Origin of the sequence: Pseudomonas sp. PONIH3 (assembly GCF_002934345.1) — a bacterium.
GTDB lineage: Bacteria > Pseudomonadota > Gammaproteobacteria > Pseudomonadales > Pseudomonadaceae > Aquipseudomonas > Aquipseudomonas soli.
The window spans coordinates 3285738-3311833 of record NZ_CP026386.1 but is presented as its reverse complement, the minus strand read 5'-3'; the positions used below and the strand labels follow the sequence as shown (position 1 = coordinate 3311833).

17 protein-coding genes are annotated in these 26096 nt (G+C 65.0%); 8 read left to right on the top strand and 9 right to left on the bottom strand.

Annotated elements, in window-relative coordinates; genetic code table 11:
- Positions 1-65: 65 nt before the first annotated feature.
- The 3 genes from C3F42_RS15370 to aceE all read right to left on the bottom strand — a co-directional run bounded on the left by C3F42_RS15370 (position 66) and on the right by aceE (position 7303).
- Positions 66-2759 (bottom strand): bifunctional diguanylate cyclase/phosphodiesterase, encoded by a 2694-nt coding sequence (locus C3F42_RS15370; RefSeq protein ID WP_038707208.1) that lies wholly within the window; start codon positions 2757-2759, stop codon positions 66-68.
- A 253-nt stretch (positions 2760-3012) separates the two neighbouring features.
- Complete coding sequence (gene aceF / locus C3F42_RS15365) at positions 3013-4644, bottom strand: dihydrolipoyllysine-residue acetyltransferase (protein ID WP_094011548.1); 1632 nt, start codon at positions 4642-4644, stop codon at positions 3013-3015.
- Positions 4645-4657: 13 nt separating this feature from the next.
- Positions 4658-7303, bottom strand: coding sequence for a pyruvate dehydrogenase (acetyl-transferring), homodimeric type (gene aceE / locus C3F42_RS15360; RefSeq protein WP_023630463.1), 2646 nt, complete (start codon positions 7301-7303; stop codon positions 4658-4660).
- Positions 7304-7686: 383 nt separating this feature from the next.
- On the opposite strand from aceE, the gene glnE reads away from it, so the two are divergent.
- The 8 genes from glnE (at position 7687) to C3F42_RS15320 (ending at position 17798) form a co-directional block, all read left to right on the top strand.
- Positions 7687-10620 carry a bifunctional [glutamate--ammonia ligase]-adenylyl-L-tyrosine phosphorylase/[glutamate--ammonia-ligase] adenylyltransferase gene (gene glnE / locus C3F42_RS15355; RefSeq protein WP_104444595.1) on the top strand — a complete coding sequence of 978 codons (2934 nt, stop codon included), beginning with the start codon at positions 7687-7689 and terminating at the stop codon, positions 10618-10620.
- Positions 10621-10837: 217 nt separating this feature from the next.
- Positions 10838-11887, top strand: a complete 1050-nt coding sequence (gene waaF, locus C3F42_RS15350) for a lipopolysaccharide heptosyltransferase II (protein WP_094011546.1) — start codon at positions 10838-10840, stop codon at positions 11885-11887.
- The gene (gene waaC / locus C3F42_RS15345; RefSeq protein ID WP_038707212.1) at positions 11888-12946 is read left to right on the top strand and encodes a lipopolysaccharide heptosyltransferase I; all 1059 of its coding nucleotides are present in this window, start codon (positions 11888-11890) and stop codon (positions 12944-12946) included.
- Positions 12946-14070, top strand: coding sequence for a glycosyltransferase family 4 protein (locus C3F42_RS15340; RefSeq protein ID WP_104444594.1), 1125 nt, complete (start codon positions 12946-12948; stop codon positions 14068-14070). Before waaC ends, C3F42_RS15340 begins: the two co-directional genes overlap by 1 nt.
- Positions 14067-14873 (top strand): lipopolysaccharide core heptose(I) kinase RfaP, encoded by an 807-nt coding sequence (gene rfaP, locus C3F42_RS15335; protein WP_094011545.1) that lies wholly within the window; start codon positions 14067-14069, stop codon positions 14871-14873. Before C3F42_RS15340 ends, rfaP begins: the two co-directional genes overlap by 4 nt.
- Positions 14873-15607 carry a lipopolysaccharide kinase InaA family protein gene (locus C3F42_RS15330; RefSeq protein ID WP_094011544.1) on the top strand — a complete coding sequence of 245 codons (735 nt, stop codon included), beginning with the start codon at positions 14873-14875 and terminating at the stop codon, positions 15605-15607. The genes rfaP and C3F42_RS15330 overlap by 1 nt, the downstream gene beginning before the upstream one ends.
- Entirely contained in the window at positions 15604-16356 is a 753-nt protein-coding gene (locus C3F42_RS15325; protein ID WP_104444593.1) for a lipopolysaccharide kinase InaA family protein, read from the top strand. Before C3F42_RS15330 ends, C3F42_RS15325 begins: the two co-directional genes overlap by 4 nt.
- Positions 16356-17798 (top strand): lipopolysaccharide kinase InaA family protein, encoded by a 1443-nt coding sequence (locus C3F42_RS15320; protein WP_104444592.1) that lies wholly within the window; start codon positions 16356-16358, stop codon positions 17796-17798. Before C3F42_RS15325 ends, C3F42_RS15320 begins: the two co-directional genes overlap by 1 nt.
- On the opposite strand, the gene C3F42_RS15315 is transcribed toward C3F42_RS15320, so the two are convergent.
- The 6 genes from C3F42_RS15315 to C3F42_RS15295 form a co-directional block, all read right to left on the bottom strand.
- Positions 17759-20545 carry a dermonecrotic toxin domain-containing protein gene (locus tag C3F42_RS15315; protein WP_104444591.1) on the bottom strand — a complete coding sequence of 929 codons (2787 nt, stop codon included), beginning with the start codon at positions 20543-20545 and terminating at the stop codon, positions 17759-17761. The two genes, C3F42_RS15320 and C3F42_RS15315, sit on opposite strands and share 40 nt — an antisense overlap.
- Positions 20546-20610: 65 nt before the next feature.
- A complete protein-coding gene (locus C3F42_RS29635; protein ID WP_177410838.1) occupies positions 20611-20787 on the bottom strand; it encodes a hypothetical protein in 177 nt (58 codons plus the stop codon).
- On the bottom strand, positions 20784-21896 hold the full coding sequence (locus C3F42_RS15310; RefSeq protein WP_104444590.1) for a PepSY domain-containing protein: 1113 nt from the start codon (positions 21894-21896) through the stop codon (positions 20784-20786). The genes C3F42_RS29635 and C3F42_RS15310 overlap by 4 nt, the downstream gene beginning before the upstream one ends.
- A gap of 110 nt (positions 21897-22006) precedes the next feature.
- Complete coding sequence (locus C3F42_RS15305; RefSeq protein WP_104444589.1) at positions 22007-24433, bottom strand: TonB-dependent siderophore receptor; 2427 nt, start codon at positions 24431-24433, stop codon at positions 22007-22009.
- Positions 24434-24581: 148 nt separating this feature from the next.
- On the bottom strand, positions 24582-25526 hold the full coding sequence (locus C3F42_RS15300) for a FecR domain-containing protein (RefSeq protein ID WP_094011538.1): 945 nt from the start codon (positions 25524-25526) through the stop codon (positions 24582-24584).
- Positions 25523-26041, bottom strand: a complete 519-nt coding sequence (locus C3F42_RS15295; protein WP_038707220.1) for an RNA polymerase sigma factor — start codon at positions 26039-26041, stop codon at positions 25523-25525. Before C3F42_RS15295 ends, C3F42_RS15300 begins: the two co-directional genes overlap by 4 nt.
- Positions 26042-26096: the final 55 nt, after the last annotated feature.

Sequence of the window (26096 nt, the reverse complement as noted above, 5' to 3'; positions counted from 1 at the left end):
AGTCGCATCGGCGCACCGCGATGGGGACCGAATGGCTTCTATAGTGCCCGAGCTTTACGCTGCTGTCAGTCCACCGGACCACGGGGATAGCGGCGCAGTTTTTCGCTCAGCTCGCGCCCCGGAATAGGGCGGTCGAAAAGGTAGCCCTGGCCGACGTCGCAGCGGTGGCGGCGCAGGAATGCCAGCTGCTCGGGCGTCTCGATCCCTTCTGCGACCACCTTGAGCTTGAGGTTGTGGGCCATGGCCACCACCGCCGAGGTGATCTCCATGTCGTCCTGGTTGTCGGGGATCTCGTTGATGAAGCTGCGGTCGATCTTGATGATGTCGATCGGGAACTTCTTCAGGTAGCTCAGCGAGGAGTAACCGGTGCCGAAGTCGTCCATAGCCAGGGTCAGGCCCAGCGCCTTGAGCTCGTCGAGCTGGCGGTGGGTGTCTTCGGTGGCTTCGAGCAGCAGGCCTTCGGTCAGCTCCAGTTCCAGCAGGTGCGGTGGCAAGGCTTCCTCCTTGAGGATGCCAGCGATCGAGCCGACCAGCTCCGGGTCGGAGAACTGCTTGGGCGACAGGTTGATGGCCACGTGCAGGTTGCCAAGACCTGCTTCGCGCAGCTGCTGGCTCATGCGGCAGGCCTGGCGCACCACCCACTTGCCGATGGGGATGATCAGGCCGGTTTCCTCGGCCACGCTGATGAACTGGTCGGGGCGGATCATGCCGCGCTCGGGGTGGTTCCAGCGCAGCAGCGCCTCCAGGCCCAGCAGGCGACCGCTGCGCAGGCACAGCTTGGGCTGGTAGAACACCTCCAGTTCGTTCTGGGTCAGGGCGCGGCGCAGGTTGTTCTCGACGAACAGCTTGTAGCTGGCCTCGGCGTTGAGCACCTCGGTGAACACCTGGACCTGGTGCTTGCCGTTGGCCTTGGCCTTGTGCAGGGCCAGGCCTGCGTTCTTCATCAGCGTGGCCGGGTCGCTGCCGTGCAATGGCGCGCAGGCCAGACCCACGGAAGCGGTGACGTTGATCAGCTGGTTGTCGACGAACATCGGCTTGTCGAGGGTGCGCAGCAGCTGGTGGGCCACGCCCTGGCCGTCATCTAGGCTGGTGTCGTCGAGCAGCACGGCGAACTCGTTGCTGGCGAAGCGCGCCAGGCTGCCGCCGTTGGCCAGGCTGTTGCGCAGGCGCCGGGCCAGGCTGATCAGCAGCTTGTCGCCGGTCTGGTGGCCGAGGCTGTCGTTGATCCGCTTGAAGTTGTCGATGTCCACCAGCAGCAGGCAGATCGGGCTGTTGCTGTCGCGGGCGAAGCGCTCGTCGAGGTTGCGGATGAAAGCCGGGCGGTTGCCCAGGTTGGTCAGGTTGTCGGTGTAGGCCAGGCGCTCGATGCGCTGCTGGGCCAGCTTGCTTTGGGTGACGTCTTCGTAGATGCCGATGTAGTGGGTCAGTTCGCGGTTGTCGCCGTACACCTTGGAGATCGACAGTTGCCCCCAGTAGGGCTCGAGGTTCTTGCGCCGGCTCTTGAACTCGCCCTGCCAGCTGTTGCCCATGGCCAGGCTCGACGGCGAGTCGAACAGCAGCTCGCTGAGGTTTTCCAGGGCCGGCAGTTCGGCCAGGTGGTGGCCCTGGACTTCCTCGGTGCTGTACTGGGTGATCGCCGTGAAGCTGGGGTTGACGTATTCCACCACGCCGTCGCGGTTGACCAGCAGGAAGGCGCTGGCGCTCTGCTCCACGGCCCGCTGGAAGAGGTGCAGGGCGCTGGCGGCGGTGCGTCGGTTGTGGTTGTTGATGACCTGGGCGAACTGGTCGGCCAGCTCGCCGGCGAAGGCGATCTCGTCCGACTGCCAGGCCCGCGGCTGGCCGGTCTGTTCCAGGCACAGCACGCCGACCACCTGGCCATCGATGCGGATACTGGCATCGAGCATCGCGTTGTCGTCGGTGCTGTACAGCGACTCGGCCATCTCGCGGGTGCGCGGGTCGTGGCTGGCGTTGTGGGCGTCGATGGCGCGGCTGGCGTGCAAGGCCTCGAGGTAGTCGGGAAAGCGGCTGGCGTCGATCGCCTCGGGCATGCGGTGCTGTTGTTCGCGGCGGTACCAGGCGCTGATCGGCTCCAGGCGCTGATCGTTCAGGTACCAGATGCTGGCGCAGTCGACCCGGTAGATCTCGCAGGCGCTGCGGGTGATCAGTTCGGCGGCTTCGAGCAGCGAGTTGCCGACGCTGTAGCGCTGGCGTGCCAGGCGCAGGATCAGGTCCTGCTGGGCGCGTACCCGATCCAGGTGCTCGAGCTGCTCCTGCTGGGCGCGCTGGTTCAGCTGTAGCGCCAGTTGCAGGCGATTGTTGCGCGATTCCAGGTCGTTCGCATCGAGGTCGGGGGCGTCTTGCGGGTGATCGTCGAACACCGTCAGGTAGCCACGCAGCAGTTGGCGGCTGTGCTGTTTGTAGCTTTCGCCGACTTCCAGCAGGCGCAGTGGCGCTGGGCTGGCGTGCAGGGTGTAGTGCACCCGGTAGTGGCCGCGCTGAGCCAGTTGCAGCTGGATCTCGTCGTGCAGCTTATAGCGGGCCTGAGGCTCCATGAGGCTGGCATAGGGCGAGCCGATCAGGGCGCAGAGCTCGGCAGCGGGCAGGCCGAATTGGCGGTCGCACGCCGGATCGAGGTAGAGCATCGCCCAACTGGCTTCGTTCAGCCGTTCGAAACGCAGCATGCCGAGCCGCGAGGGCACGGGGAGCTGCGTCACGACCTCGGCCGCCACACGGCTGGCGGCATCGGGTTGGCTTTTCATCGAAGACTCGCTTGAACTGGGGCGCGGCCTGAGGCACGGCGTATCGGGCAAGGTTGCATCATGTCCCGTGGGCTGGCAAGCGCCCATGCGGGATGCTGTGAACAGGTTGTCGGCCAACAGGATGAAATCTGAAGCGAGGTCCTTGGTGGGAGCGGGCCCAATAAAAAAAGCCCCGCCAATTGGCGGGGTTGAGGTACGAGCGTGGCAGCTCGAAAACGGTGCTGCCCCTCGCTTGAGGGGCAGCGTGCAGCGATTACAGCAGCATGGTGCGGATATCGCCCAGCACGTCGCCCAGGCGCTTGGTGAAGCGCGCGGCGGCGGCGCCGTTGATCACTCGGTGATCGTAGGAAAGCGACAGCGGCAGCATCAGCTTGGGCTGGAAGGCCTTGCCGTCCCAGACAGGCTGCATGGTTGCCTTGGAGACACCCAGGATCGCCACTTCCGGCGCGTTGACGATCGGCGTGAAGCCGGTACCGCCAATATGGCCGAGGCTGGAGATGGTGAAGCAGGCGCCTTGCATGTCGTCGGCCGAGAGCTTCTTGGTGCGAGCTTTCTCGGCCAGGGCGGCGGCTTCGGCAGCCAGTTGCAGCAGGCTCTTCTGGTCGACGTTCTTGATCACAGGGACCAGCAGGCCGTCCGGGGTGTCCACGGCGAAGCCGATGTGCACGTACTTTTTGCGGATGATCGCCTTGCCGCTTGGCGCCAGCGAGCTGTTGAAGTCCGGCAGTTCCTTGAGCAGGAAGGCGCAGGCCTTGAGCAGCAGCGGCAGCACGGTCAGCTTGACGCCAGCCTTCTCGGCCACGGCCTTCTGCGCAACGCGGAAAGCTTCCAGCTCGGTGATGTCGGCGGAGTCGAACTGGGTCACGTGCGGTACGTTCAGCCAGCTGCGGTGCAGGTTGGCGGCACCGACCTGCATCAGGCGAGTCAGGGCGACTTCTTCGACTTCACCGAACTTGCTGAAGTCAACAGCCGGGATCGACGGGATGCCAGCGCCGCCGGTAGCACCGGCAGCCGGGGCTTCCTTGGCCTTCTGCATCATGGCCTTGACGTAGACCTGCACGTCTTCTTTGAGGATGCGACCGTGCGGACCGGTAGCCGCGACCGAACCCAGGTCGACGCCGAATTCACGGGCCAGTTGGCGAACGGCAGGGCCAGCATGGACCTTGGCGTTGCTGCCGGCGGCCGGCGCGGTGGCGACCGGTGCGGGGGCGGCAGCCGGAGCAGCAGCGGCAGGTGCCGCGGCTGGAGCAGCCTCAGCCTTGGCCGGAGCGGCGGCTGGCGCTGGCGCGGCAGCAGGGGCAGCGCCGGCGGCTTTGATCTTGAAGATCAGGTCGCCGGTGCCGACTTCGTCTTCCAGCTTGCACAGCACGGCTTCGATCACGCCAGCGGCGGGCGACGGGATCTCCATGGAGGCCTTGTCGGACTCCAGGGTGATCAGCGACTGGTCGGCTTCGACGGTGTCGCCGACCTTGACCAGTACTTCGATGATCTTGGCCTTGCCCGATGAGCCGATGTCCGGCACGTGGATGTCCTGCACGCTGGCGGCAGCCGGGGCTGCGGCCGGAGCAGGGGCGGCTTCGGCGGCAGGCGCTGGGGCAGCAGCTGGCGCCGGAGCAGCAGCGGCAGGCGCCTCAGGTGCCGCGGCAGCGGCACCCTCGACTTCCAGGACCAGCAGCTCGTCGCCTTCTTTCAGGCGGTCGCCCAGCTTGACCTTCAGTTCCTTGACCACGCCGGCCTTGGGGGCCGGGATCTCCATGGAGGCCTTGTCGGACTCCAGGGTCAGCAGGCTCTGGTCGGCCTCGATACGGTCACCGACCTTGACGAACAGCTCGATGATTTCACCTTCACCGCTGCCGATGTCAGGTACGCGAATGAGTTCGCTCACTTAAAAATACTCCTCAGCAGTCCAGTGGGTTGCGCTTGTCCGGGTCGATGCCGAACTTGACGATGGCGTCAGCCACAACCTTGGGTTCGATCTCGCCACGGTCAGCCAGGGCTTCCAGGGCAGCCAGCACCACGAAGTGGCGGTCGACTTCGAAGAAGTGACGCAGCTTCTTGCGGCTGTCGCTGCGACCGTAACCGTCGGTACCCAGGACTTTGAACTCTTTGCTCGGCACCCACTGGCGAATCTGCTCGGCGAACAGCTTCATGTAGTCGGTGGAGGCGATGACCGGGCCCTTGCGACCGGCCAGGCACTCTTCGACGTAGGTCTGCTGAGGCTTCTGGCCAGGCTTGAGGCGGTTGGCGCGTTCCACGGCCAGGCCGTCGCGACGCAGTTCGTTGAAGCTGGTGACGCTCCACACGTCGGCGCCGACGTTGAACTCTTCACGCAGGATCTTCGCGGCTTCGCGGACTTCGCGCAGGATGGTGCCGGAGCCCATCAGCTGTACGTGGTGCGCGGCTTCGCGGGTGTCTTCTTCCAGCAGGTACATGCCCTTGATGATGCCTTCCTCGACACCGGCCGGCATGGCTGGCTGCTGGTAGGATTCGTTCATCACGGTGATGTAGTAGAAGATGTCCTGTTGCTCTTCGGTCATCTTCTTCATGCCGTCCTGGATGATCACCGCCAGCTCGTAGCCGTAGGTCGGATCGTAGGTGCGGCAGTTCGGGATGGTGCCCGCCATCATGTGGCTGTGACCGTCTTCGTGCTGCAGGCCTTCACCGTTGAGGGTGGTACGGCCGGCAGTACCGCCGATCAGGAAGCCACGGGTGCGGCTGTCGCCAGCGGCCCAGGCCAGGTCGCCAATGCGCTGGAAGCCGAACATCGAGTAGAAGATGTAGAACGGCAGCATCGGCTGGTTGTGGCAGCTGTACGAGGTACCGGCAGCGATGAACGACGACATGGCGCCGGCTTCGTTGATGCCTTCCTCGAGGATCTGGCCCTTCTTGTCTTCGCGGTAGAACATCACCTGGTCTTTATCGACTGGCTCGTAGAGCTGGCCAACCGACGAGTAGATGCCCAGCTGGCGGAACATGCCTTCCATACCGAAGGTACGGGCTTCGTCCGGGATGATCGGGACGATGCGCTGGCCGATGTCCTTGTCCTTGACCAGTTGCGCCAGGATGCGCACGAAGGCCATGGTGGTGGAGATTTCGCGGTCGCCCGAACCGTCGAGGATCGCTTTCAGCGTTTCCAGTGGCGGGGTCGGCACGCTGAAGCTCTTGGCGCGACGCTGAGGCACGAAACCGCCCAGGGCAGCACGACGCTCGGCCAGGTACTTGGCTTCGGCAGAGCCTTCTTCAGGCTTGAAGAACGGCAGGTTCTCAAGGTCGGCATCCTTGACCGGGATGTCGAAGCGGTCACGGAAGTGACGCAGGCTTTCGACATCGACCTTCTTGGTATTGTGCGCGGTGTTCTTGGCTTCGCCGGCACCGGTACCGTAACCCTTGATGGTCTTGGCCAGGATGACGGTCGGCTGCTCCTTGTGGTTCACAGCCTGGTGGTATGCCGCGTAGACCTTGTACGGGTCGTGGCCGCCACGGTTGAGCTTCCAGATCTCCTCGTCGGACAGGTCTTCGACCATGGCCTTGAGCTCTGGGGTGTTGAAGAAGTTCTCACGGACGTACGCGCCGTCCTTGGCCTTGTAGTTCTGGTACTCGCCGTCGATGACTTCGTCCATGCGGCGCTGCAGGGCACCATTGGTGTCCTTGGCCAGCAGTGGGTCCCAGAAGCGGCCCCAGACGACCTTGTTGACGTTCCAGCCACCGCCACGGAACACGCCTTCGAGTTCCTGGATGATCTTGCCGTTGCCGCGAACCGGGCCGTCGAGGCGCTGCAGGTTGCAGTTGATGACGAAGATCAGGTTGTCCAGCTTCTCGCGGCCGGCCAGGGCGATCGCGCCCAGGGATTCCGGCTCGTCGCACTCGCCGTCACCCATGAAGCACCAGACCTTCTGCTTGCCGGCCGGGATGAAGCCACGGGCTTCCAGGTACTTCATGAAGCGCGCCTGGTAGATGGCCTGGATCGGCCCCAGACCCATCGAAACGGTCGGGAACTGCCAGAAGTCAGGCATCAGCCATGGGTGCGGGTACGAAGACAGGCCGTTGCCGTCCACTTCCTGGCGGAAGTTGTTCATCTGTTCTTCGTTGATGCGGCCTTCCATGAAGGCGCGGGCGTAGACGCCTGGGGAGGCGTGGCCCTGGAAGAAGATCAGGTCGCCGCCGTGTTCGTCGGTCGGGGCCTGGAAGAAGTAGTTGAAGCCGATGTCATACAAGGTGGCGCTGGAGGCGAAGCTGGAGATGTGTCCGCCCAGGTCCGAGTCTTTCAGGTTGGTACGCATGACCATGGCCAGGGCGTTCCAACGCACCATCGAGCGAATGCGGCGTTCCATGAACAGGTCGCCGGGCATGCGTGCTTCGTGGGTGACAGGGATGGTGTTGCGGTACGGCGTGGTGATGGCATACGGCAGCTGCGAGCCACTGCGGGTGGCCAGCTCGCCCATACGGGTCATCAGGTAATGAGCGCGGTCTTCGCCTTCTTTGTCGAGGACCGACTCCAGGGCATCCAGCCATTCCTGGGTTTCGATTGGATCGAGGTCTTGCATGGCTTGCTCCAGGGCGGAAAGGCCACCAGAATCGATGGCCTGAGTTTGCGACTGGCCTTATGGGCAGACGTCGTGAATTCTTGGATTACCGGACAGTCATCCGGCGCGGTGTAGTTTTACTACAAATGCTTTCGCATTTCATGCTTTTGCACGTTGGGCGTAGTAGTAAAACTACACAAATGCGACGTTTGGTCGCACCCTGGGTTGTGAGGAAAAACGTTCATGTTGGTTGGCGTTGTGTTGCTAACGGGTGGATCTTGATGTTTTTTGCCAATCTTTCGGTTTTTTCGGCTATTTCCAACTTTTGTACGACAGTCCAACCGTGGTCCAGCCTGCGCTTGACCCCCTCAACCCCTCTCATTCACGCCGATCAAGGATAGACCATGCGCCTGCCTTTGCCGCTCGATCTGCCTGCCGCTCTCCAACCACTGGTCGTTCGTAATCGACAGTTCCTAGCAGACGCACTGGTTGCGCACCCTGACCTGGCGACAAGCAGCTGGACAGAAGATCAGCGTCGGCAGTTCGACCAGGTGGCGGCGGCCAGCGAATTCGTGCTCACCCAGGCCCAACGCGAGCCGGCGATGCTGTTCGACCTGTTGGCCGGCGGCGAGATGGCACGTGCCTTCGCACCAGGCGAATTGCGTGCGCGCATCAAGGGCGCCGCCCAGGCCGCGCAATCCGAGGACGAGTTGGCGCGCAACCTGCGCCGCGAGCGCAATCGCCAGCAGCTGCGCATCATCTGGCGCGACGTCACCCGCCAGGCGGCGTTGGCCGAGACCTGCCGCGACCTGTCCGACCTCGCCGATGCCAGCATCGACGAAGCCTATCAATGGCTGTACCCGCGCCATTGCCAGCAGTTCGGCACACCCATCGGCAACCGCAGCGGCCAGCCCCAGCACCTGGTGGTGCTGGGCATGGGCAAGCTGGGCGCGGTGGAGTTGAACCTGTCGTCGGACATCGACCTGATCTTCGCCTTCCCCGAGGGCGGTGAAACCGAAGGCGTGAAGCGCTCGCTGGACAACCAGGAGTTCTTTACCCGCCTCGGCCAGCGCCTGATCAAGGCGCTCGACCCGGTCACCGTCGATGGCTTCGTGTTCCGTGTCGACATGCGCCTGCGCCCTTACGGCTCTGCAGGCGCGCTGGTGCTCAGCTTCAATGCCCTGGAGCAGTACTACCAGGACCAGGGGCGCGACTGGGAACGCTACGCCATGATCAAGGCGCGGGTAGTGGCCGGCGACCAGGCGGCCGGCGCGCAGTTGCAGGAGATGCTGCGGCCATTCGTCTATCGGCGCTACCTTGACTTCTCCGCCATCGAGGCGCTGCGCACCATGAAGCAACTGATCCAGCAGGAAGTGCGGCGCAAGGGCATGGCCGACAACATCAAGCTGGGGGCCGGTGGCATCCGCGAGGTCGAGTTCATCGCCCAGGCATTCCAGCTGATCCATGGCGGGCGCGACCTGAGCCTGCAGCAGCGGCCATTGCTGAAAGTGCTGACCACCCTGGAGGGCCAGGGCTACCTGCCGTCGGCGGTGGTCACCGAGCTGCGCGACGGCTACGAGTTCCTGCGTTACACGGAGCACGCGATCCAGGCCATCGCCGACCGCCAGACCCAGATGCTGCCGGACGACCCGACCGACCGCGCGCGCATCGCCTATATGCTGGGCTTTGCCGATTGGGATGGTTTCCATGCCCAACTGATGAACTGGCGTGGGCGGATCGACTGGCATTTCCGCCAGGTGATCGCCGATCCGGATGAGGATGAGGCCGAGGGCGAACTGGTAGTCGGTGGCGAATGGTCGCCCCTGTGGGAGCAGGCTCAGGATGAAGAAGCCGCCGGGCGCCAGTTGCAGGAGGCCGGTTTCCACCAGCCTGCCGAGGCGCTGCGCCGGCTCAATGCCTTGCGGGTCAGCCCGACACTGCGTTCGATGCAGCGCATCGGTCGTGAACGCCTGGATGCCTTCATCCCGCGGCTGCTGGCCCAGGCGGTCGAGCACGACAACCCGGACCTGGTGCTGGAGCGGGTGCTGCCCCTGGTCGAGGCGGTGGCGCGCCGCTCGGCCTACCTGGTGCTGCTCACTGAAAACCCCGGCGCGCTGCGCCGTCTGCTGACCCTGTGCGCGGCCAGCCCATGGATCGCCGAACAGATGGCGCGCTACCCCCTGCTGCTCGACGAGTTGCTCAACGAAGGCCGACTGTTCAGCCCGCCGCTGGCACCGGAGCTGGCCGCCGAGCTGCGCGAACGGCTCACCCGTATCCCCGAGGATGACCTGGAACAGCAGATGGAGGCCCTGCGCCACTTCAAGCTGGCCCACAGCCTGCGCGTGGCGGCCTCGGAGATCAGTGGCAACCTGCCGTTGATGAAGGTCAGCGACTACCTGACCTGGCTCGCCGAGGCCATTCTCGACCAGGTGCTGGCCCTGGCCTGGCGCCAGACCGTAGCACGCCATGGCCAGCCCAAGCGCAGCGACGGCAGCCTATGCGACCCTGGCTTCATCATCGTTGGCTACGGCAAGGTCGGCGGCCTCGAGCTGGGTCACGGCTCGGACCTGGACCTGGTGTTCATCCACGACGGTGACCCGAACGCCGAGACCGACGGCGCCAAGCCGATCGACAGCGCGCAGTTCTACACCCGCCTGGGCCAGCGCATCATCCACCTGCTGACCACCCAGACCAACTCCGGCCAGCTCTATGACGTGGACATGCGCTTGCGCCCGTCCGGCGCCTCGGGGTTGCTGGTGAGCTCGCTGGGCGCCTTCGAGCGCTACCAACAGAACGAGGCCTGGACCTGGGAGCACCAGGCCCTGGTGCGGGCCCGGGTGCTGGTGGGTTGTCCACAGGTGGCGAGTGCGTTCGAGAGCGTGCGGGCCAAGGTGCTCGGCCAGCCCCGTGACCTGGACAAGCTGCGCACCGAAGTGAGCGAGATGCGCGCCAAGATGCGCGACAACCTGGGCACCAAGGCCACCGCCGCGGGCACGGCGGGCAATGCCTTCGATGCCGGGCAACCCTTCGATATCAAGCAGGATGCCGGCGGTATCGTGGATATCGAATTTATGGTGCAATACGCCGCTTTGGCCTGGTCCCACGACCATCCGGCCATACTGCGCTGGACCGACAACATCCGTATCCTCGAAGAGCTCGAACAGGCCGGGTTGATGCCCGCCGCCGACGCCGTGCTGCTGCGCGAGCTGTACAAGGCGTTCCGCTCGGCCTCGCACCGCCAGGCCTTGCAGAAGCAGGCCGGGGTGATCGACGCGGCGCAGTTCGCCGAGGAGCGTCGCGAGGTGCGGCGGATCTGGGGGCAGTTGGGTTTGAGCTGAGATTGTCGGGGCCGCTTTGCGGCCTTTTCGTCGCGGTTCGTCGCCACGGCAAGCCGGCTCCCACAGGTGAATGCGGTCCATGTGGAAGCCGGCTTGCCGGCGAAAAGGGCGCAGCGCGCCCTCGGTGGTACACTGTCCGCCACATAGCCTGAATATAAAGAGGGGAGGCCAGGTTGTAGCGCAGCCTGCAGCCTCCCCGAATGTTTCTGGATAAAGCATGAGAATACTGATCATTGGCCCCAGCTGGGTCGGCGACATGGTAATGGCGCAGACCCTGTTCCAGAGCCTCAAACAGCAGCACCCCGACTGTGTGATCGACGTGTTGGCACCCGAGTGGAGCCGGCCGATCCTCGAACGCATGCCCGAGGTGCGCCAGGCCTTGAGCTTTCCGCTCGGCCACGGCGCGCTGGAGCTGGCCACGCGGCGGCGCATCGGCAAGTCGCTGGCCGGCCAGTACGACCAGGCGATCCTGCTGCCCAATTCGCTCAAGTCGGCGCTGGTGCCGTATTTCGCTGGCATCCCCAAGCGCACCGGCTGGCGCGGCGAGATGCGCTACCTGCTGCTCAACGATGTGCGCAAGCTGGACAAGGCGCGCTACCCGCTGATGATCGAGCGCTTCATGGCCCTGGCCTACGCACCGGGTAGCGAACTGCCCAAGCCGTATCCGCGCCCGGCCCTGCAAATCGAGGCGGCCAGCCGCGAGGCCGCCCTGGCCAAGTTCGGCCTGGAGCTGGACCGCCCGGTGCTCGCCCTGTGCCCCGGCGCAGAGTTCGGCGAGGCCAAGCGCTGGCCCGCCGAGCATTACGCCGAAGTGGCCGAGGCGATGATCCGCCAGGGCTGGCAGGTGTGGTTGTTCGGTTCGAAGAACGACCACCCTGTCGGTGAGCAGATCCGCGACCGACTGATCCCGGGCCTGCGTGAGGAATCCTGCAACCTGGCCGGCGAGACCTCGCTGGCCGAGGCCATCGACCTGATGTCCTGCGCCAGCGCGGTGGTGTCCAATGACTCCGGGCTGATGCACGTGGCTGCCGCTCTCAACCGTCCGCTGGTGGCGGTGTATGGCTCGACCTCGCCGGGCTTCACCCCGCCGCTGGCCGACCAGGTGGAAGTGGTGCGCACCGGTATCGAATGCAGCCCATGCTTCGACCGCACCTGCCGCTTCGGCCACTACAACTGCCTGCGGCTGCTGGAGCCGGCGAAAGTGATCGCCGCCTTGCACAGCCTGGGTGGTTCCGACCTGATCGCAACCGTGGCCGAGGTCGACTGAGTGCGGGTCCTGATCATCAAGACGTCGTCGCTGGGTGACGTCATCCATACCTTGCCGGCCCTTACCGACGCCGCCCACGCCATCCCCGGCATCCGTTTCGACTGGGTGGTGGAGGAAGGCTTCGCCGAGATCCCCAGCTGGCACCCGGCGGTCGATCAGGTGATTCCGGTGGCTATCCGGCGCTGGCGCAAGAATATCTGGCAGACGCTCAAGAGCGGCGAGTGGAAGGCCTTCAAGCAGCGCCTGCGCGAGCGCAAGTACGACCTGGTGATCGATGCCCAGGGCCTGGTCAAGTCGGCCTGGCTGACCCGTTACGTGAAAGCGCCGGTAGCCGGCCTGGACCGTTACTCGGCTCGTGAGGGCTGGGCCAGCCGCTTCTATGACCGGCGGCTGTCGGTCGCTGTCGGCCAGCACGCCGTTGAACGCGTGCGCCAACTGTTCGCCCTGGCCCTTGCCTACGATCTGCCGGAAGGGCTGGGCAACTACGGCCTTGACCTCAACCGCTTGCAACTGCCGCCCGCCGCGCCCTACGTGGTGTTCCTGCATGGCACCACCTGGGCCACCAAACATTGGCCCGAGGCCTACTGGCGCGAGCTGGCCGAGCGCATGGGCCGGCGCAAGCTGCAGGTGATGCTGCCGTGGGGCAATCCTGCGGAAAAAGCCCGCGCCGAGCGCATCGCCCAGGGCTTGAGCAATTGCCAGGTGCTGCCCAAATTGAACCTGGCGGGCGTGGCCCGTGTGCTGGCCGCCGCCAAGGCCTGCGTGGCGGTGGACACCGGCCTGGGCCACCTGGCCGCGGCCCTGGATGTGCCGACCATCTCCCTGTTCGGCCCCACCAACCCTGGTCTGACCGGTGCCTACGGACGCGCCCAGATCCACCAGGCGAGCGACTTCCCCTGCGCCCCGTGCCTGCAGAAGAAGTGCACCTATAAACCGAGTGCCGAGGACCTGCGCCGGTTCGATCTCAAACGCGAGTGGCCGCTGTGCTTCACTCGCCTGAATCCCGAGCATGTGGCGGGCCGCTTGAGCGCGCTGCTGCTGGCTGAGGATGTTCGTTGATGCAATTGGCTTTTGTGCTCTACAAGTATTTCCCCTTTGGCGGGTTGCAGCGTGACTTCATGCGCATCGCCCTCGAATGCCAGAAGCGTGGCCACCAGATCCGTGTGTACACGCTGATCTGGGAAGGCGATATTCCGCCGGGCTTCGAGGTGCTGGTGGCGCCGGTCAAGGCGCTGTTCAACCATCGCCGCAACGAGAAGCTCAGTGCGTGGATGGCGGCGGACCTGGTCAAGCGTCCGGTCGATCGCCTGATCGGCTTCAACAAGATGCCCGGCCTGGATGTCTACTACGCCGCCGATGGCTGCTTCGAGGACAAGGCCCAGACCCTGCGCGGCGGCCTCTACCGCCGCTGGGGCCGCTATCGCCACTTCGCCGAGTACGAGCGGGCGGTGTTCGCCAAGGATGCACGTACCGAGATCCTGATGATCTCCGAGGTGCAGCAGCCGCTGTTCATCAAGCACTACGGTACGCCCGAGGCGCGTTTCCACCTGCTGCCGCCGGGCATTTCCCAGGACCGCCGGCGCCCGGCCGACGCCGAGGCCATCCGCGCCGCCTTCCGCCAGGAGTTCGGCCTGGCCGACGACGAGTTGCTGCTGGTGCAGATCGGCTCGGGCTTCAAGACCAAGGGCGTCGACCGCAGCCTCAAGGCCCTCGCGGCGCTGCCGTCGGCCCTGCGCAAGCGTACGAAACTGATGGTCATCGGCCAGGACGACCCCAAGCTGTTCCAGGTGCAGAGCACGGCTCTCGGCCTGGGCGACCAGGTGCAGTTCCTCAAGGGGCGCAGCGATATTCCGCGCTTCCTGCTTGGCGCCGACCTGCTGATCCACCCTGCCTACAACGAAAACACCGGTACCGTATTGCTAGAGGCGCTGGTCGCCGGCCTGCCGGTGCTGGTGTCGCAGGTGTGCGGCTATGCCCACTACATCGCCGAGGCCGACAGCGGCCTGGTGCTGGACGAGCCATTCGAGCAGGACCAGCTCAACGCCTATCTGCAACGCATGCTCGAAGACGCCGCGGCCCGTGCATCCTGGGCGAGCAACGGCGTGGCGTTCGCCGCCACCGCCGACCTGTACAGCATGCCGCAGCATGCCGCCGATGTGATCCTTGGGCAGGAGACCGCATGAAGCTGATACTGGCCGAACCGTTCAAGCGCCTGTGGGCCGGGCGTGACCCCTTCGATGCCGTCGAGGCCCTGCAGGGCGAGGTATATCGCGAGCTGGAAGGCCGTCGCACCCTGCGTACCGAGGTCGATGGCGCGGGCTTCTTCGTCAAGATCCACCGTGGCATCGGCTGGGGCGAGATTTTCAAGAACCTGCTCAGCGCCAAGCTGCCGGTGCTCGGTGCCGGCCAGGAGTGGCGTGCGATCCAGCGCCTGCATGAAGCTGGCGTGCCAACCATGACCGCCGTGGCCTACGGCGAGCGCGGTGGCAATCCGGCCACCCAGCATTCGTTCATCGTCACCGAGGAGCTGGCGCCGACCGTCAGCCTGGAAGACTTCAGCATCGATTGGGTGAAGCAGCCGCCAGCGCCGCGCCTGAAGCGCGCACTGATCGCCGAGGTGGCGAAGATGACCGGCGGCATGCACCGCGCAGGGGTCAATCACCGCGACTGCTACATCTGTCATTTCCTGCTGCACACCGACCGCCCGGTGACGCCGGAAGACTTCAAGCTGTCGGTGATCGACCTGCACCGCGCTCAGACACGGGCGAAAATTACCCGCCGCTGGCGCGACAAGGACCTGGCCGCCCTGTATTTCTCGGCCTTGGACATCGGCCTGACCCGCCGCGACAAGCTGCGCTTCTTGCGTGGCTACTTCCAGCGCCCGTTGCGCCAGGTGCTCAAGGACGAGGCCGCACTGCTCGCCTGGCTGGAGCGCAAGGCGCAGAAACTCTATGACCGCAAGCAACGTTACGGGGACGCACTCTGATGGCGAGCTGGAACCTGGCGCCTGAGTATGCGCACCTGGCGGCCGATTTCGGCAGTATCGACGCGGTGTTCGCGATCAAGGGCGAGCGCCTGACCCGCGACCCGCTGAGCGAGGTCATCCGTATCGAACGGGACGGGGTCAACTACTACGTCAAACGCTACACTGGCGCCGGCAAGCACATGCGTCGCTACCTGGGGCGCCCGCGCGTCAAGGCCGAGTGGCAGAACCTTAAGCAGTTCGCCAAGTGGGGCATCCCCACCGCCGACGTGGTCGCCTGGGGCCTCGAGCGCCAGGGCCTGGCGTTTGGCCGTGGGGCGATGATCACTCGCGAACTGCCACGCACCGAGGACCTTTCGGCGTTGGCTGAGCGCAATGATCCGCGCCTGCGTGACGCGGCCTGGGTCGACCATGTCAGCCGCCAGCTGGCGCGGCATACGCGGGTGATGCACGACCATCATTTCGCCCATAACGATCTGAAGTGGCGCAACCTGCTGGTCGATGACCAGGGCACGCTGTTCTTCATCGATTGCCCAACCGGTGACTTCTGGCGCGGCTTCATGCTGCGCCATCGGTTGATCAAGGATCTGGCATGCCTGGACAAGGTTGCCAAATATCATTTGTCGGCGACCCAGCGCCTGCGCTTTTATCTGCAATACCGTGGACATGCGCGTCTGCATGGCCGCGACAAGAAGCGTATCCGTCAGGTCCTGGGTTTTTTCGAGGGAAGAGAATGACCGACTACCTGGCCAGTGCCGATCAGGCACTGCTGCAACGCCACGGACTGGGCGACTTCGAGGCGCTCTGGGCTTTGCAACTGGACGCTGTCGATGAACCCAACACTGGCCGTGGTGGCTGGAGCAGCGTTTTCCGTTTGGAGCTGGAGGGCAAGGGCTTCTACCTCAAGCGCCAGAGCGACTACTTTACTCGCAGCCTGCAGCGGCCATTTGGCGAGCCGACGTTCGCCCGCGAGTTCCGCAACATCAGCCGCTACCAGAAGCTCGACATCCCTGCCTTGCAGGCGGTGTTCTACGGCGAGCGCAAACAGGCTGGGCAGCATCGCGCGATTCTCATGACCCGCGCGTTGGACGAATGGATTGATCTCGAGCAGTTGCTTGCCCGCTGGTCGCAGATGGCTGCGCCGCAGCGCGAGGCGATTCTCCAAGCCTGTGGACGACTGGCCCGCACCCTGCACGCCGCCGGGCAGATGCACGGTTGCTTCTACCCCAAGCATATCTTCCTGCGTGAGCGCCGCGAGGGCTGGCAGGCACAGCTGATCGACCTGGAGAAGACCCGCCCGCTGCTGTTCGGCATGCGTGACCGGGTCAAGGACCTCGAGCCGCTGCTAAGGCGTGCCCGTGCCTGGAGCGAGGCAGACGTGCTTGTGCTGCTGGCCGCCTACCTGGAGCAGCCGGCAGACAGCGCCCTGGTTTCCACCTGGCTGCAACGCCTGACCCAACGCCGCCGTCACAAAGAGGCCCGCTGATGCGCCTGTCCGAATTGAAGGAGGCCGGGCGCAGACCAAGCCTGCCCCTGACCATCACCCTCGCTGACGCGGCGGGCAGCGCCGACCTGCAACTGCTCAGCCTGCTGCGCGTGCTGCCGGGCCAGCGCTATGTCGGCGCCGGCATCTGGCGTGGCACCAAGGTCCTGGCCAAGTTGCTGGTCGGCGGCAACGCCGCCCGCCACTTCCAGCGCGAACGCGATGGAGCCCGGCTGATGGCCGATCAGGGCCTGACCACTCCGCGGCTGCTGGTCGATGGCCTCAAGGATGGCGAGGGTGGCTGGCTGTTGTTCGAATACCTCGATCATGCCGAAAGCCTGGGTGACGCCTGGGCCGAGGTGGAGTCATTGCCGATGCTCGCCGACGAGCAGCACCTGGTGCTTGGCGAGGCGTTGACCGCTGTTGCGCACATGCACGCCAAGGGGTTGTGGCAGGAGGACCTGCACCTGGACAACCTGCTGCGCCAGGACGGCACGCTGTACCTGATCGACGGCGCCGGTATCAAGGCCGAAACCCCCGGCCAGCAGCTGTCGCGTCAGCGCGTGCTGGAAAACCTCGGGGTGTTCTTCGCCCAGTTGCCCAAGCGCCTGGAGCCTTTCATCGAGGAGGCGCTGGTGCACTACATCCTGGCCAACGCCGAGCATGCGCTGCCGCTGGAGGCGTTGCAAAAGCAGGTGGACAAGGTGCGCAACTGGCGCCTGAAAGACTACCTGGACAAGGCCGGGCGCGAATGTACGCTGTTCAGCGTCGAACGTAGTCTGTCGGGCCTGCGCGCCATCCGTCGCGGCGAAGTCGAGGCGCTGCTGGCGGTGCTCGAGAAGGCCGATGTACTGATTGACCAGGGCCACCTGTACAAGACCGGTGGGGCGGCCAGTGTGGCGCGTATCGAGGTGGGCGGCCGCACGCTGGTGCTCAAGCGCTACAACATCAAGAATACCGCCCACTGGTTCAAGCGCTTCTGGCGCCCCAGCCGGGCCTGGCATTCGTGGATCGAAGGGCACCGTCTTGAGTTTCTCGACATCGCCACGCCTCGCCCCCTGGCGGTGCTGGAGCAGCGGGTGATGGGGCTGCGCAGCACGGCCTATCTGGTGACCGAGTACGCCGACGGGCCGGACTTGATCGAATGCTTTGCACCCTACGTGCAAAGTGGCGAGGCGCCCGACGCGCAGGTCGAGGCCCTGGTGCTGGTAATGCAGCAACTGATCCGCGAGCGCATCAGCCATGGCGACTTCAAGGGCCACAACCTGTTCTGGCAGGACGGCCAATGGTCGCTGATCGACCTCGACGCCATGTGCCAACATGCCACCCAGCTCAGCTTCGCTCCGGCGTTTGCCCGTGACCGGGCGCGCTTGCTGCGCAACTGGCCGAGCGGCAGCGCCTTGCATCAGCGCCTGGACGCTGTGCTGCCTCGGCTGACAGCGTAAGCCTGCGGCAGCGTCAGCCAGGCGCTGCTGCGCCCGGCCTGGCGAACTTGGATACGCCACTGATGATCCTGCCAGCGTAACACTGCCCAAGGCTCCACGCCGGTGCTGCGGGTAGCCGGGATCGGCAGGTGGTAGCGGCCCTGAAGCAGATGGCGGCGCAGCGCCAGCTGGCCGCCGCGGGTTTGCAGGTACAGCTGCTCATGGGCCAGGTAAAGCCCGTCGATGTCGCCGATCGCTGTCCCGTCGAGCTCTTCGGGTAGGCGGCAGTCATCGAACAGCCGCTCCAGGTCTGGCAGGCCGTCATACCAGAGCAGTGGTGAGTCGATCACCCAACGGCCATCGGCCAGGCGCTTGAGCGGCTGTAGTTGGTAAGCATCCGGCTGGGCGGGGTCGATCACGCGCCAGCGCTGGCCATCGAAGGTGACCCGGTAGTGTCGCTGCTGTGCATCCTGGATGAAGTAGTGGCTCAGGCCTTCGAATTCCGAAGCTTTTTCGAAGACCCCCTCGCCATAGATGCCATCGATTCGATAGCGCAGGTGTTCGGCTGGGGCCGCGACGCTGTAGTGGCTGGGCATCGGCAACGGCGGCTGCGCCGGCATGCCGCGTAGCAGGCGGCGCATCAGGCCGGTGGTGGCCAAGCTGGTGGTCGCATCGTTGAAGTGACCGAGTGCGCTGTACACATGCTGCAGCACACCATTGAGGTCTTCGGCGCGATAGGCCTCCGCGCTGCCCCAGATCTCGATCGCCATGCGCCCCAGCGACATCGGGACCAGTAACCTCGACGGCAGTATCAGGCTGATCAGGTCGAGTACCCGCCAGGAGATGGCGACAGCTTGTTGCGCGTCTGCTTCAGCCGAAGTGCGGCTGTTGGCATCGGCGACTGCCAGCATGCCGTGGACTTCGGCCATGTAGTAGGCGAAGAACAGATCGTCGGCGATTGCGGGTGTACTCAGCACTGGGCCCAGGCGACCTTTGACCAATAATCCTTCAGTGGCGGCCTTGGAACGTTGCGCCATGCGACTGGTGACATAGCTGCGCAAGGCGGGTTTGCGCTTGAGCAGTCGTAGCAGTTCGCGTGGGCTGGCGAACGCACGCCAGGCCCTGCGGTCTGGCGCGTCGGGGGTGTACAGCACGAACAGGCCTACCCGAGGCGTGCTGCAGTTGATGAGCAATACGCCTTGCACAGTATGGCCACCGATCAACAATTGCCGCACGGTGAGAGAGTCGCCATCCACCGGTGGGCGCAAGGCGTTGTGAGGGTAGTCCAGCACCTGGCGTACCCATGCATAGCCACGTTCGCTGCCACCAGCGGCTAGATGCCCAGCATAGCGCGCCTTGGCCGCTTCGGCGCGCATCCGCGCACGGTTGATCCGGCAATGGGCATGCAGACGCCAGGCGCCAACGGTCGAATCGATCAGTTGCGCCCTCAGGTACTCGACATAGCTGCCCCCTACGCTCAGATGCCGCACCATGCGCTTGATGTAGCCTGGCGACAGTTCGGCTGGCAATGGCTTGCCAAGGCGGTGGACGATGCGGGCGGTGAGCCAATAGTCAAAATCGAACCAGGCCACGTTGCGCAGCGCCAGTTGATCAAGGGAGTAGCGCTCGTGGATGTTCTCGACAAGCTGGCCGCCGACCTTTTCCAGCCCGCGCCAGGTGATGTAGCTGGATGGGTTGAATGGATTCAGGTGGGGGCCGACCTGCCGGGTTTGGGTGACGTAGACCTCGATATCCGCAGGCGCAATGGTCAACCCCAGGTCATTGCGCAAGTGTTGTTGCACGCGCTGGCGTGCCCAGTCCTCGAGGCGGTTCTGTTCCTGGAACTGGCGCAGGGTGAGAATCCCGGGGGCGGCTACCTGCTGACCGGTGGCCACCAGTACTTGCAGGGTCTGCATGATATGCGCCAGGGCTTGCGGGCCTGCCTGGCGCAGCCAGTTGGGCAGGTGCTTTTCCAGCAGCAGGGCATAGCGGGTCTCGAGCAGCGGACGCTTGCCACATTCATCGCCAAGAGCAACGGCCTTGCCGATGTCGGCCTGCGCATCTGCTGTCGCCCAGGCAGTGTGGAGACGCCGCCGTTGCGCCTCTATCAGGCTGTCCACCTGGGCCTCGATAGGGTCGTCTGCGTACCATTGGTAGCGCAGGCGGTCAGCGAGACGGGCGTTGGCGATCTGCTCAGGCTCGACCAGCAGTTGCAACAGTGGAGTGCTCTGGATCGGGTCGTCGAGCCGCTCGCACAGCTCCTGATGCAGCTCGGCCAGCGACGTGTAGACCTCGATGCCCTGGGGCAGGCCGAACAGGTACGCCGGCCCATGTGCTTGTGCAGGAACCTGGTTTGCGCCTTCCGCTGTGCCGGCCATGAGCACGAAGGTGCCAGGGAGTGCGGCCCGCCATTGGGGGCGGTCGCGGCTCAGGACCGGTCGGTACACCTGTACGCGCTGCGCCACCGGCTGGCGGTGGCGTTGCCAGGCGCAGGGCAGGTCGAGGCAGCTACTGACGAGCTGCGCCTGCTGCTCGCTCAGCGTCTGGTCGTGGACGCGCAAACCGAGCTCGGCCTGCATCAATGCCCTGCGCAGGTCCACCAGCCGCAGACGGCGTGAGCGCCCCTGGGTATCGGTAGCCGTCCAGAAACTGGCGATCTCATGGTGGAGTCGGGGCCTAGCCTGCGCGTGCCGGCCGGGTACGGGCATTGCGGCGAGCAGCGTGAGAATCTGTTGGTCGATGAATTCGATACGTTCCAGGGGACGCATGGCCGCTCCTTGCTGTGGGGAGCGTCCACGCTACTGGGCCCTTGCGGGCGGCCTGTGGTATCCGGCTATCGACCGCACAGGCTGCGCACGCCGAGCACGGCGGGGACGCCCAGACCCAGCCAGGCGAGCGCGTCCCAGGGCCCATCACCCAGCAGGGCGGCGAACAGCCCGGCGGCGGCCAGCAAGCCGATGAGCAGGGGCCAGGCGAAAATCCGCAGGGTTGGCTGTGACTTGTGGCTCATGCACGTGCCTCCCTGGCTTTGCGTTGCTTGCCCCACCACAGGTACAGACCACTGCCGAGCACGACGATGGTCAGCACGTCCAGCACCGCCCACAGAATCTGCATGGGGCGGCCACCGTAGTCACCAAAATGCAGGGGCTGGGACAGGCCCATGGCGTCCATGTACCAGGGCCGGGCGCCGACCGCGGTCACTTCCAGGGTGCGGGCGTCGATGAGTACCGGGGTAAACAGGTGGGATGTCAGGTGCGTGGCACCGTTCATGAATACCGCGTAATGGTGTTCGCTGGAGAAGCGCGTGCCGGGGAAGGCGATGAAGTCCGGACGCATGCCTGGCGCGGCCTGTTCGGCGATCTTCAGCAACTGCGTGGCCGGGGCGCGTTCGGTGAGCGGCGGGGAATCGCGGTAGGGGGCGACCATGGCCGCCAGGCTGTCATTGCGCCAGGCGGCGATCACCAGGTCGGACAGGGCGCTGATTACCCCGGTGACGCCGACCACCAGGGCCCAGGTCAGGGTCACCACGCCGATCAGGTTGTGCAGGTCGAGCCAGCGCAGGCGGCGGGATTTGTCGTGGCGCACCGTGGCGAACTCCAGGCGGCGCATGAACGGCGCGTACAGCACCGTGCCGGAGATGATCGCGATGATGAACAGCAGGCCCATGCAGGCCAGCCACAATTTGCCGGGCAGCCCGGCGAACATGTCCACGTGCAGACGCAGCATCAGCATCATGAAACCGCCGTTGGCTGCCGGCATGGCCACGGCCTCGCCGGTGCGCGCATCGAGCATGAAGGTGTGCGATTGGTCCGGGTGGGTGCCGGCGGTGGCGGCCATGATCGCCACCACGCCGTTGGGTTCGTCCGCTTCGTAGCCGAAGTACTGCATGACTTCGCCAGGGCGGTGTTGCTCGGCCTTGAGCACAAGTTGCTGCAGGTCTAGATGCGGGGTGCCGGCGGGCATCTCGCGCAGTTCGGGGGCATCGCCCAGCAGGTGTTCCAGCTCGTGGTGGAAAATCAGCGGCAGGCCGGTCAGGGCCAGCAGCAGCAGGAACAGCGTGCACACCAGGCTGCTCCAGGTGTGGATCGCTGACCAGCGGCGGATGGTTTGGCTTTTCATCACGGCTCCTTACGCATCGCGGGGCAAGTCGCATCGGCGCACCGCCGCTCCCACCATCCGTGGGAGCGGCGGTGCGCCGATGCGACTTGCCCCGCGATGGCTTCGGTCACTCAGAACTTGTAGGTGGCGCTGGCGACGACACTGCGCTGGTCGCCGTAGTAGCAGTAGTAGCCGTCGCAGGTCGAGAGATAGTCCTTGTTCAGCAGGTTGCTGGCGTTGACCGCCACCGAGGCCCCCTTGAGGCTGTTGTCCAGGCGACCCAGGTCGTAGTGCACGGCAGCGTCGAACACTGTGTAGGCCTTGCTCTTGCCGAGCCAGGTGTTGGCCTCGTCACCGTAGCGGTTGCCGGTGTAACGCGCGCCCAGGCCAATGCCGAAACCGTCAAGCACACCGGTATGCCACGTGTAGTCGGCCCACACGGAGGCCTGCTGATTAGGCATCTGTTGCAGACGGTTGCCTTTGTACTGCCCTTTTTGGACTTCGGACTTGGCCAGGGTATAGGCGGCGATCACTTTCAGGTTGTCGGTGACGTCGGAGACGGCTTCCAGCTCCAGGCCGTGGACCTTGACCTCACCGGTCTGGCTGGAGATCGGCACCCCGCCCACATTGTTGGTGACGGTCACGTTTTTCTGGGTGAGGTCATACATGGCCGCAGACAACAGCGTGTTGGAGCCAGGTGGCTGGTACTTGATACCCAGCTCCCATTGCTGGCCTTCGGTCGGTTTGAATGACTTCTCGACATCCGCGTTCGAGCCGGCGCTTGGTTGGAACGACTCGGCATAGGACAGGTAGGGAACAAAGCCTGAATCGAACACGTAGCTCAGTGCCGCGTTACCGCTGAACTGCTTGTCGCGCTGGGTATTGGTGGCATTGCCCTTGTTGAGGAACGTGGTGCCGGTATGCACCCAGTCCTCACGCCCGCCCAGGGTCAGGCGCCATTTGTCGAGCGCCATCTGGTCCTGGATGTAGAGCCCGGTCTGCACGGTTTTCTGGTTGTAGTCCAGATAGGCCGAGGCGCGGTCCGGGCGGGTGATCGGCAAGCCGTACTCCGGGTTGTTGACGTTGGTGGGCGGTACGTTGAAGCCATAGATGGAGAGGAAGTCGGACTCGGTGCGCTGGTGGTCCAGGCCGATCAGCACGGTATGGCTGATATCGCCTGTGGTGAAGTCGGCCTGGAAGTTGTTGTCGAGCGCGAACTGGCTGATGTCCTCATCGACGTTGGTGGACATGCGGCTGGCATTGCCCTCGTTGTCCACCGGGCCGCCGGGTTGGTAGTAGCTACCAACGGTGATCGTCTGGAACGACAACTCGCTCTTGGTGTAGCGCACGTCCTGGCGGAACTGCCAGACATCGTTGAAACGATGTTCGAAGGCATAGCCCAACGCGTAGTAGGTGCGGTCGTAGTATTCGTAATCCGGGTCGCCCAGGTTCTTGTGGCGGGATACCTTGCCGAACGGCATGTCGATCTTGGTGCCTTGGATCGGATAGAACTGGCTGGTGGCGCCGGTATCGTCACGGGTGAACTGGCTGAGGAACGTCAGTGAGGTGTCTTCGTCGATGTTCCAGGTCAAGCTTGGGGCGATGTTGTAGCGTTTGTTGTCGATATGGTCGATCTGGGTGCCGCTGTCGCGCACCACGCCGCTGACGCCATAGAGGAACTGGCCCTGCTCATCAAGCTTGCCGGTGCTGGCGAAGTTGATCTGGCGGTGGTTGTCGCTGCCGTACTGCAGCTGGATCTCGTGGCTGCTCTCGGCCTGGGGGCGGCGGCTGACCATGTCCAGCAGGCCGCCGGGCGGGGTCTGGCCATACACCGACGAGGCCGGGCCACGCAGCAGCGCAAGGCGGTCGAGGTTCCAGGTTTCGGCTTTCGCGTTGGCATAGACGCCGCGGGGCAGGGGCAGGCCGTCGAGGAACTGCGTCGGCTCGAAGCCGCGCACGCGCATCCAGTCATAGCGGGTGTCGCTGCCGAAACTGGCGGAGACGATGCCGGGCATGTACTTCACCGCATCATCCAGGCTCTGCACGCCGCGGTCGCTCATCTGCTGGCGGGTGGCGATGGAAATGGAGCGTGGGACTTCGACCAGCGCGGTATCGGTCTTGGTGCCGGCGGCTGTGCGCTTGGCGGTATAGCCCTCCACCGGGCCCCAGGCACTTTCAAAGCTGCTGTTGGCATCGATGTTGGTTTCCGGCAGCGCCAGGCTGCCTTCCGCCACCAGGCTGTAGCTGCCGGCGCTGCTTTGCTGCAACTGCAGGCCGGTACCACGCAGGGCTGCCTGTAGCGCGCCGATACCGTTGTACTGGCCGCTTACCGGTGCCGAATTGCGCCCACTGACCAGCGCCGGATCCAGCGCCAGGGCGATACCGGCCTGGCTGGCGATCTGGTTCAGGGTGCTGGCCAGCGGTGCGGTGGGCAGGTTGTAGGCACGCATGGCGGACTGTTCGGCGGCGAACAGGGCGGTGCTGGCCAACGGGGTGGCCAGGCCGATGGCCAGGGCCATCAGGCTGGGGCGAAGCAAAGCATCAACGGCACGGGACATTCAGCGGCTCCTCGACGAAATAGTGCTGACTGCTTCCTTGCCGAGCGAGAGTGGAAAAGTGACAGGGGGGCGTGAAAAAAAATACGACTGATTTGCAAAACCCTTTGGGAGGCGGCAAGCCGGCTGCCAAAGGGCGGTCTGGCTGGGGCTATTTGGCGGTAACGGTGACCCACCACGGCGTATGCCGTTCGATCTTCACCGGCAGCACCGGTTGCAGCGAGGCCAGGGCCAGGTCGGTGTCGGTCAGCGGGAAACTGCCGCTCACGCGCAGCTCGGCCACTGCGTCGCTGACGCCCAGGTGGCCGCTGCGGTACTGGCCGAGGGTGGCCACCAGGTCGGCCAGGCGCACGTTGTCCACCACCAGCATGCCACGGGTCCAGGCGTCGCTGCCGACCGCCACGGGGCTGACACTGCCCAGGCCGTCGGCGCTCATCAGCACTTGCTGGCCTTCGCGCAGCACCTGCTCGTCGCCGCTGTGCTGGGGTTTGGCGGCTACCGATGCCTGCAGCACCTCCAGGCGTGTGCCGGCCTTCTCGCGCTTGACCAGGAAGCGGGTGCCCAGCGGGCGTAGGCGACCTTCCTCGGTGCGCACCAGCAACGGGCGGCTGTCCTTGTGGCCGGTTTCCACCGAGATCTCGCCCTGGTGCAGGACGATCAGCCGTTGTTCGCCCTGGAAGTCGATGTCCACCGCGGTCTGGCTGTTGAGGCTGAGCAGGGTTCCGTCTTCCAGGCGCAGGGTACGCAACTCGCCGGTGCTGGTGCTTTGGTCGGCCAGCCAGTAGGTGGGCGACAGTGACGGTGCGCCAGCCCAGGCCAGCAGACCGCCGAGTAGCAGCATGCCGGCCAGGCCGCCCAGGCGCTGGCGCAACCCGGCCCGGGATTGCAGCAGGGCGTGGCGTACCGGTCCGGCGGCAGCGTTGACGCGCTGGTCGAGCATGCCCAGTTGCAGCCAGGCGCGGGCGTGCTCCTCGTGGGCGGCATGCCAGCGCGTGAACTCGCTGCGTTCGTCCGGGGTACCGCTACCTTCGTCGAGGCACAGCTTCCAGGCGATGGCCGCTTCCAGCACCTTGCTGGAAACCGGGGCATGCCTCATGTCGGCTCACCGTAAAGAGCGACATAGCACTGGCGCAGGCCTTGGGCGATGTACTGGCGCACGCGCGAGACCGACACCCCGAGGCGCTCGGCGATCTCGGCGTGCCCCAGGCCGTCCAGGCGGTTGTACAGGAAGGCTGCCCGGGCCTTGCTCGACAGCTTGCCCAGCAAGCGATCGATGGCCTTGAGGTCTTCGAGGATCAGGTGTTGCTGTTCCGGTGACGGGTGCTCGGCTTCGGGCAGCAGCGCCAGTTCCGCGAGGTAGGCCTGCTCGAGGGCGGCACGACGGAAGTGGTCGAACAACAGGCCCTTGGCCACGGCGACCAGAAAGGCGCGCGGTTCGCGAGGGGCGTCCAAGCGCTCGCGGCCGAGCAGGCGCACAAAGGTGTCCTGGCTCAGGTCCTCGGCACGCTGGCGGCAGGCGGTGCTGCGCTGCAGCCAAGCCAGCAGCCAGGTGCGATGGTCGCGGTACAGCGCTCCGACCAGTTCGGCATGTGGACTGTGCGCAGACGTCAAGAAGCGTTCCCCGGGAAAGAATGCGTTAACTAACGATAATTATTCGCGATTGTGG

What these genes read in the sequence shown, in the direction of transcription:
- glnE (WP_104444595.1), top strand. Translation starts at nt 7,687, where the DNA reads ATGCGCCTGCCTTTGCCGCTCGATCTGCCTGCCGCTCTCCAACCACTG.
- waaF (WP_094011546.1), top strand. Translation starts at nt 10,838, where the DNA reads ATGAGAATACTGATCATTGGCCCCAGCTGGGTCGGCGACATGGTAATG.
- C3F42_RS15320 (WP_104444592.1), top strand. Translation starts at nt 16,356, where the DNA reads ATGCGCCTGTCCGAATTGAAGGAGGCCGGGCGCAGACCAAGCCTGCCC.
- aceE (WP_023630463.1), bottom strand. Translation starts at nt 7,303, where the DNA reads ATGCAAGACCTCGATCCAATCGAAACCCAGGAATGGCTGGATGCCCTG.
- C3F42_RS15370 (WP_038707208.1), bottom strand. Translation starts at nt 2,759, where the DNA reads ATGAAAAGCCAACCCGATGCCGCCAGCCGTGTGGCGGCCGAGGTCGTG.
- C3F42_RS15325 (WP_104444593.1), top strand. Translation starts at nt 15,604, where the DNA reads ATGACCGACTACCTGGCCAGTGCCGATCAGGCACTGCTGCAACGCCAC.
- C3F42_RS15340 (WP_104444594.1), top strand. Translation starts at nt 12,946, where the DNA reads ATGCAATTGGCTTTTGTGCTCTACAAGTATTTCCCCTTTGGCGGGTTG.
- C3F42_RS29635 (WP_177410838.1), bottom strand. Translation starts at nt 20,787, where the DNA reads ATGAGCCACAAGTCACAGCCAACCCTGCGGATTTTCGCCTGGCCCCTG.
- rfaP (WP_094011545.1), top strand. Translation starts at nt 14,067, where the DNA reads ATGAAGCTGATACTGGCCGAACCGTTCAAGCGCCTGTGGGCCGGGCGT.
- C3F42_RS15315 (WP_104444591.1), bottom strand. Translation starts at nt 20,545, where the DNA reads ATGCGTCCCCTGGAACGTATCGAATTCATCGACCAACAGATTCTCACG.
- C3F42_RS15305 (WP_104444589.1), bottom strand. Translation starts at nt 24,433, where the DNA reads ATGTCCCGTGCCGTTGATGCTTTGCTTCGCCCCAGCCTGATGGCCCTG.
- C3F42_RS15300 (WP_094011538.1), bottom strand. Translation starts at nt 25,526, where the DNA reads ATGAGGCATGCCCCGGTTTCCAGCAAGGTGCTGGAAGCGGCCATCGCC.
- C3F42_RS15310 (WP_104444590.1), bottom strand. Translation starts at nt 21,896, where the DNA reads ATGAAAAGCCAAACCATCCGCCGCTGGTCAGCGATCCACACCTGGAGC.
- C3F42_RS15330 (WP_094011544.1), top strand. Translation starts at nt 14,873, where the DNA reads ATGGCGAGCTGGAACCTGGCGCCTGAGTATGCGCACCTGGCGGCCGAT.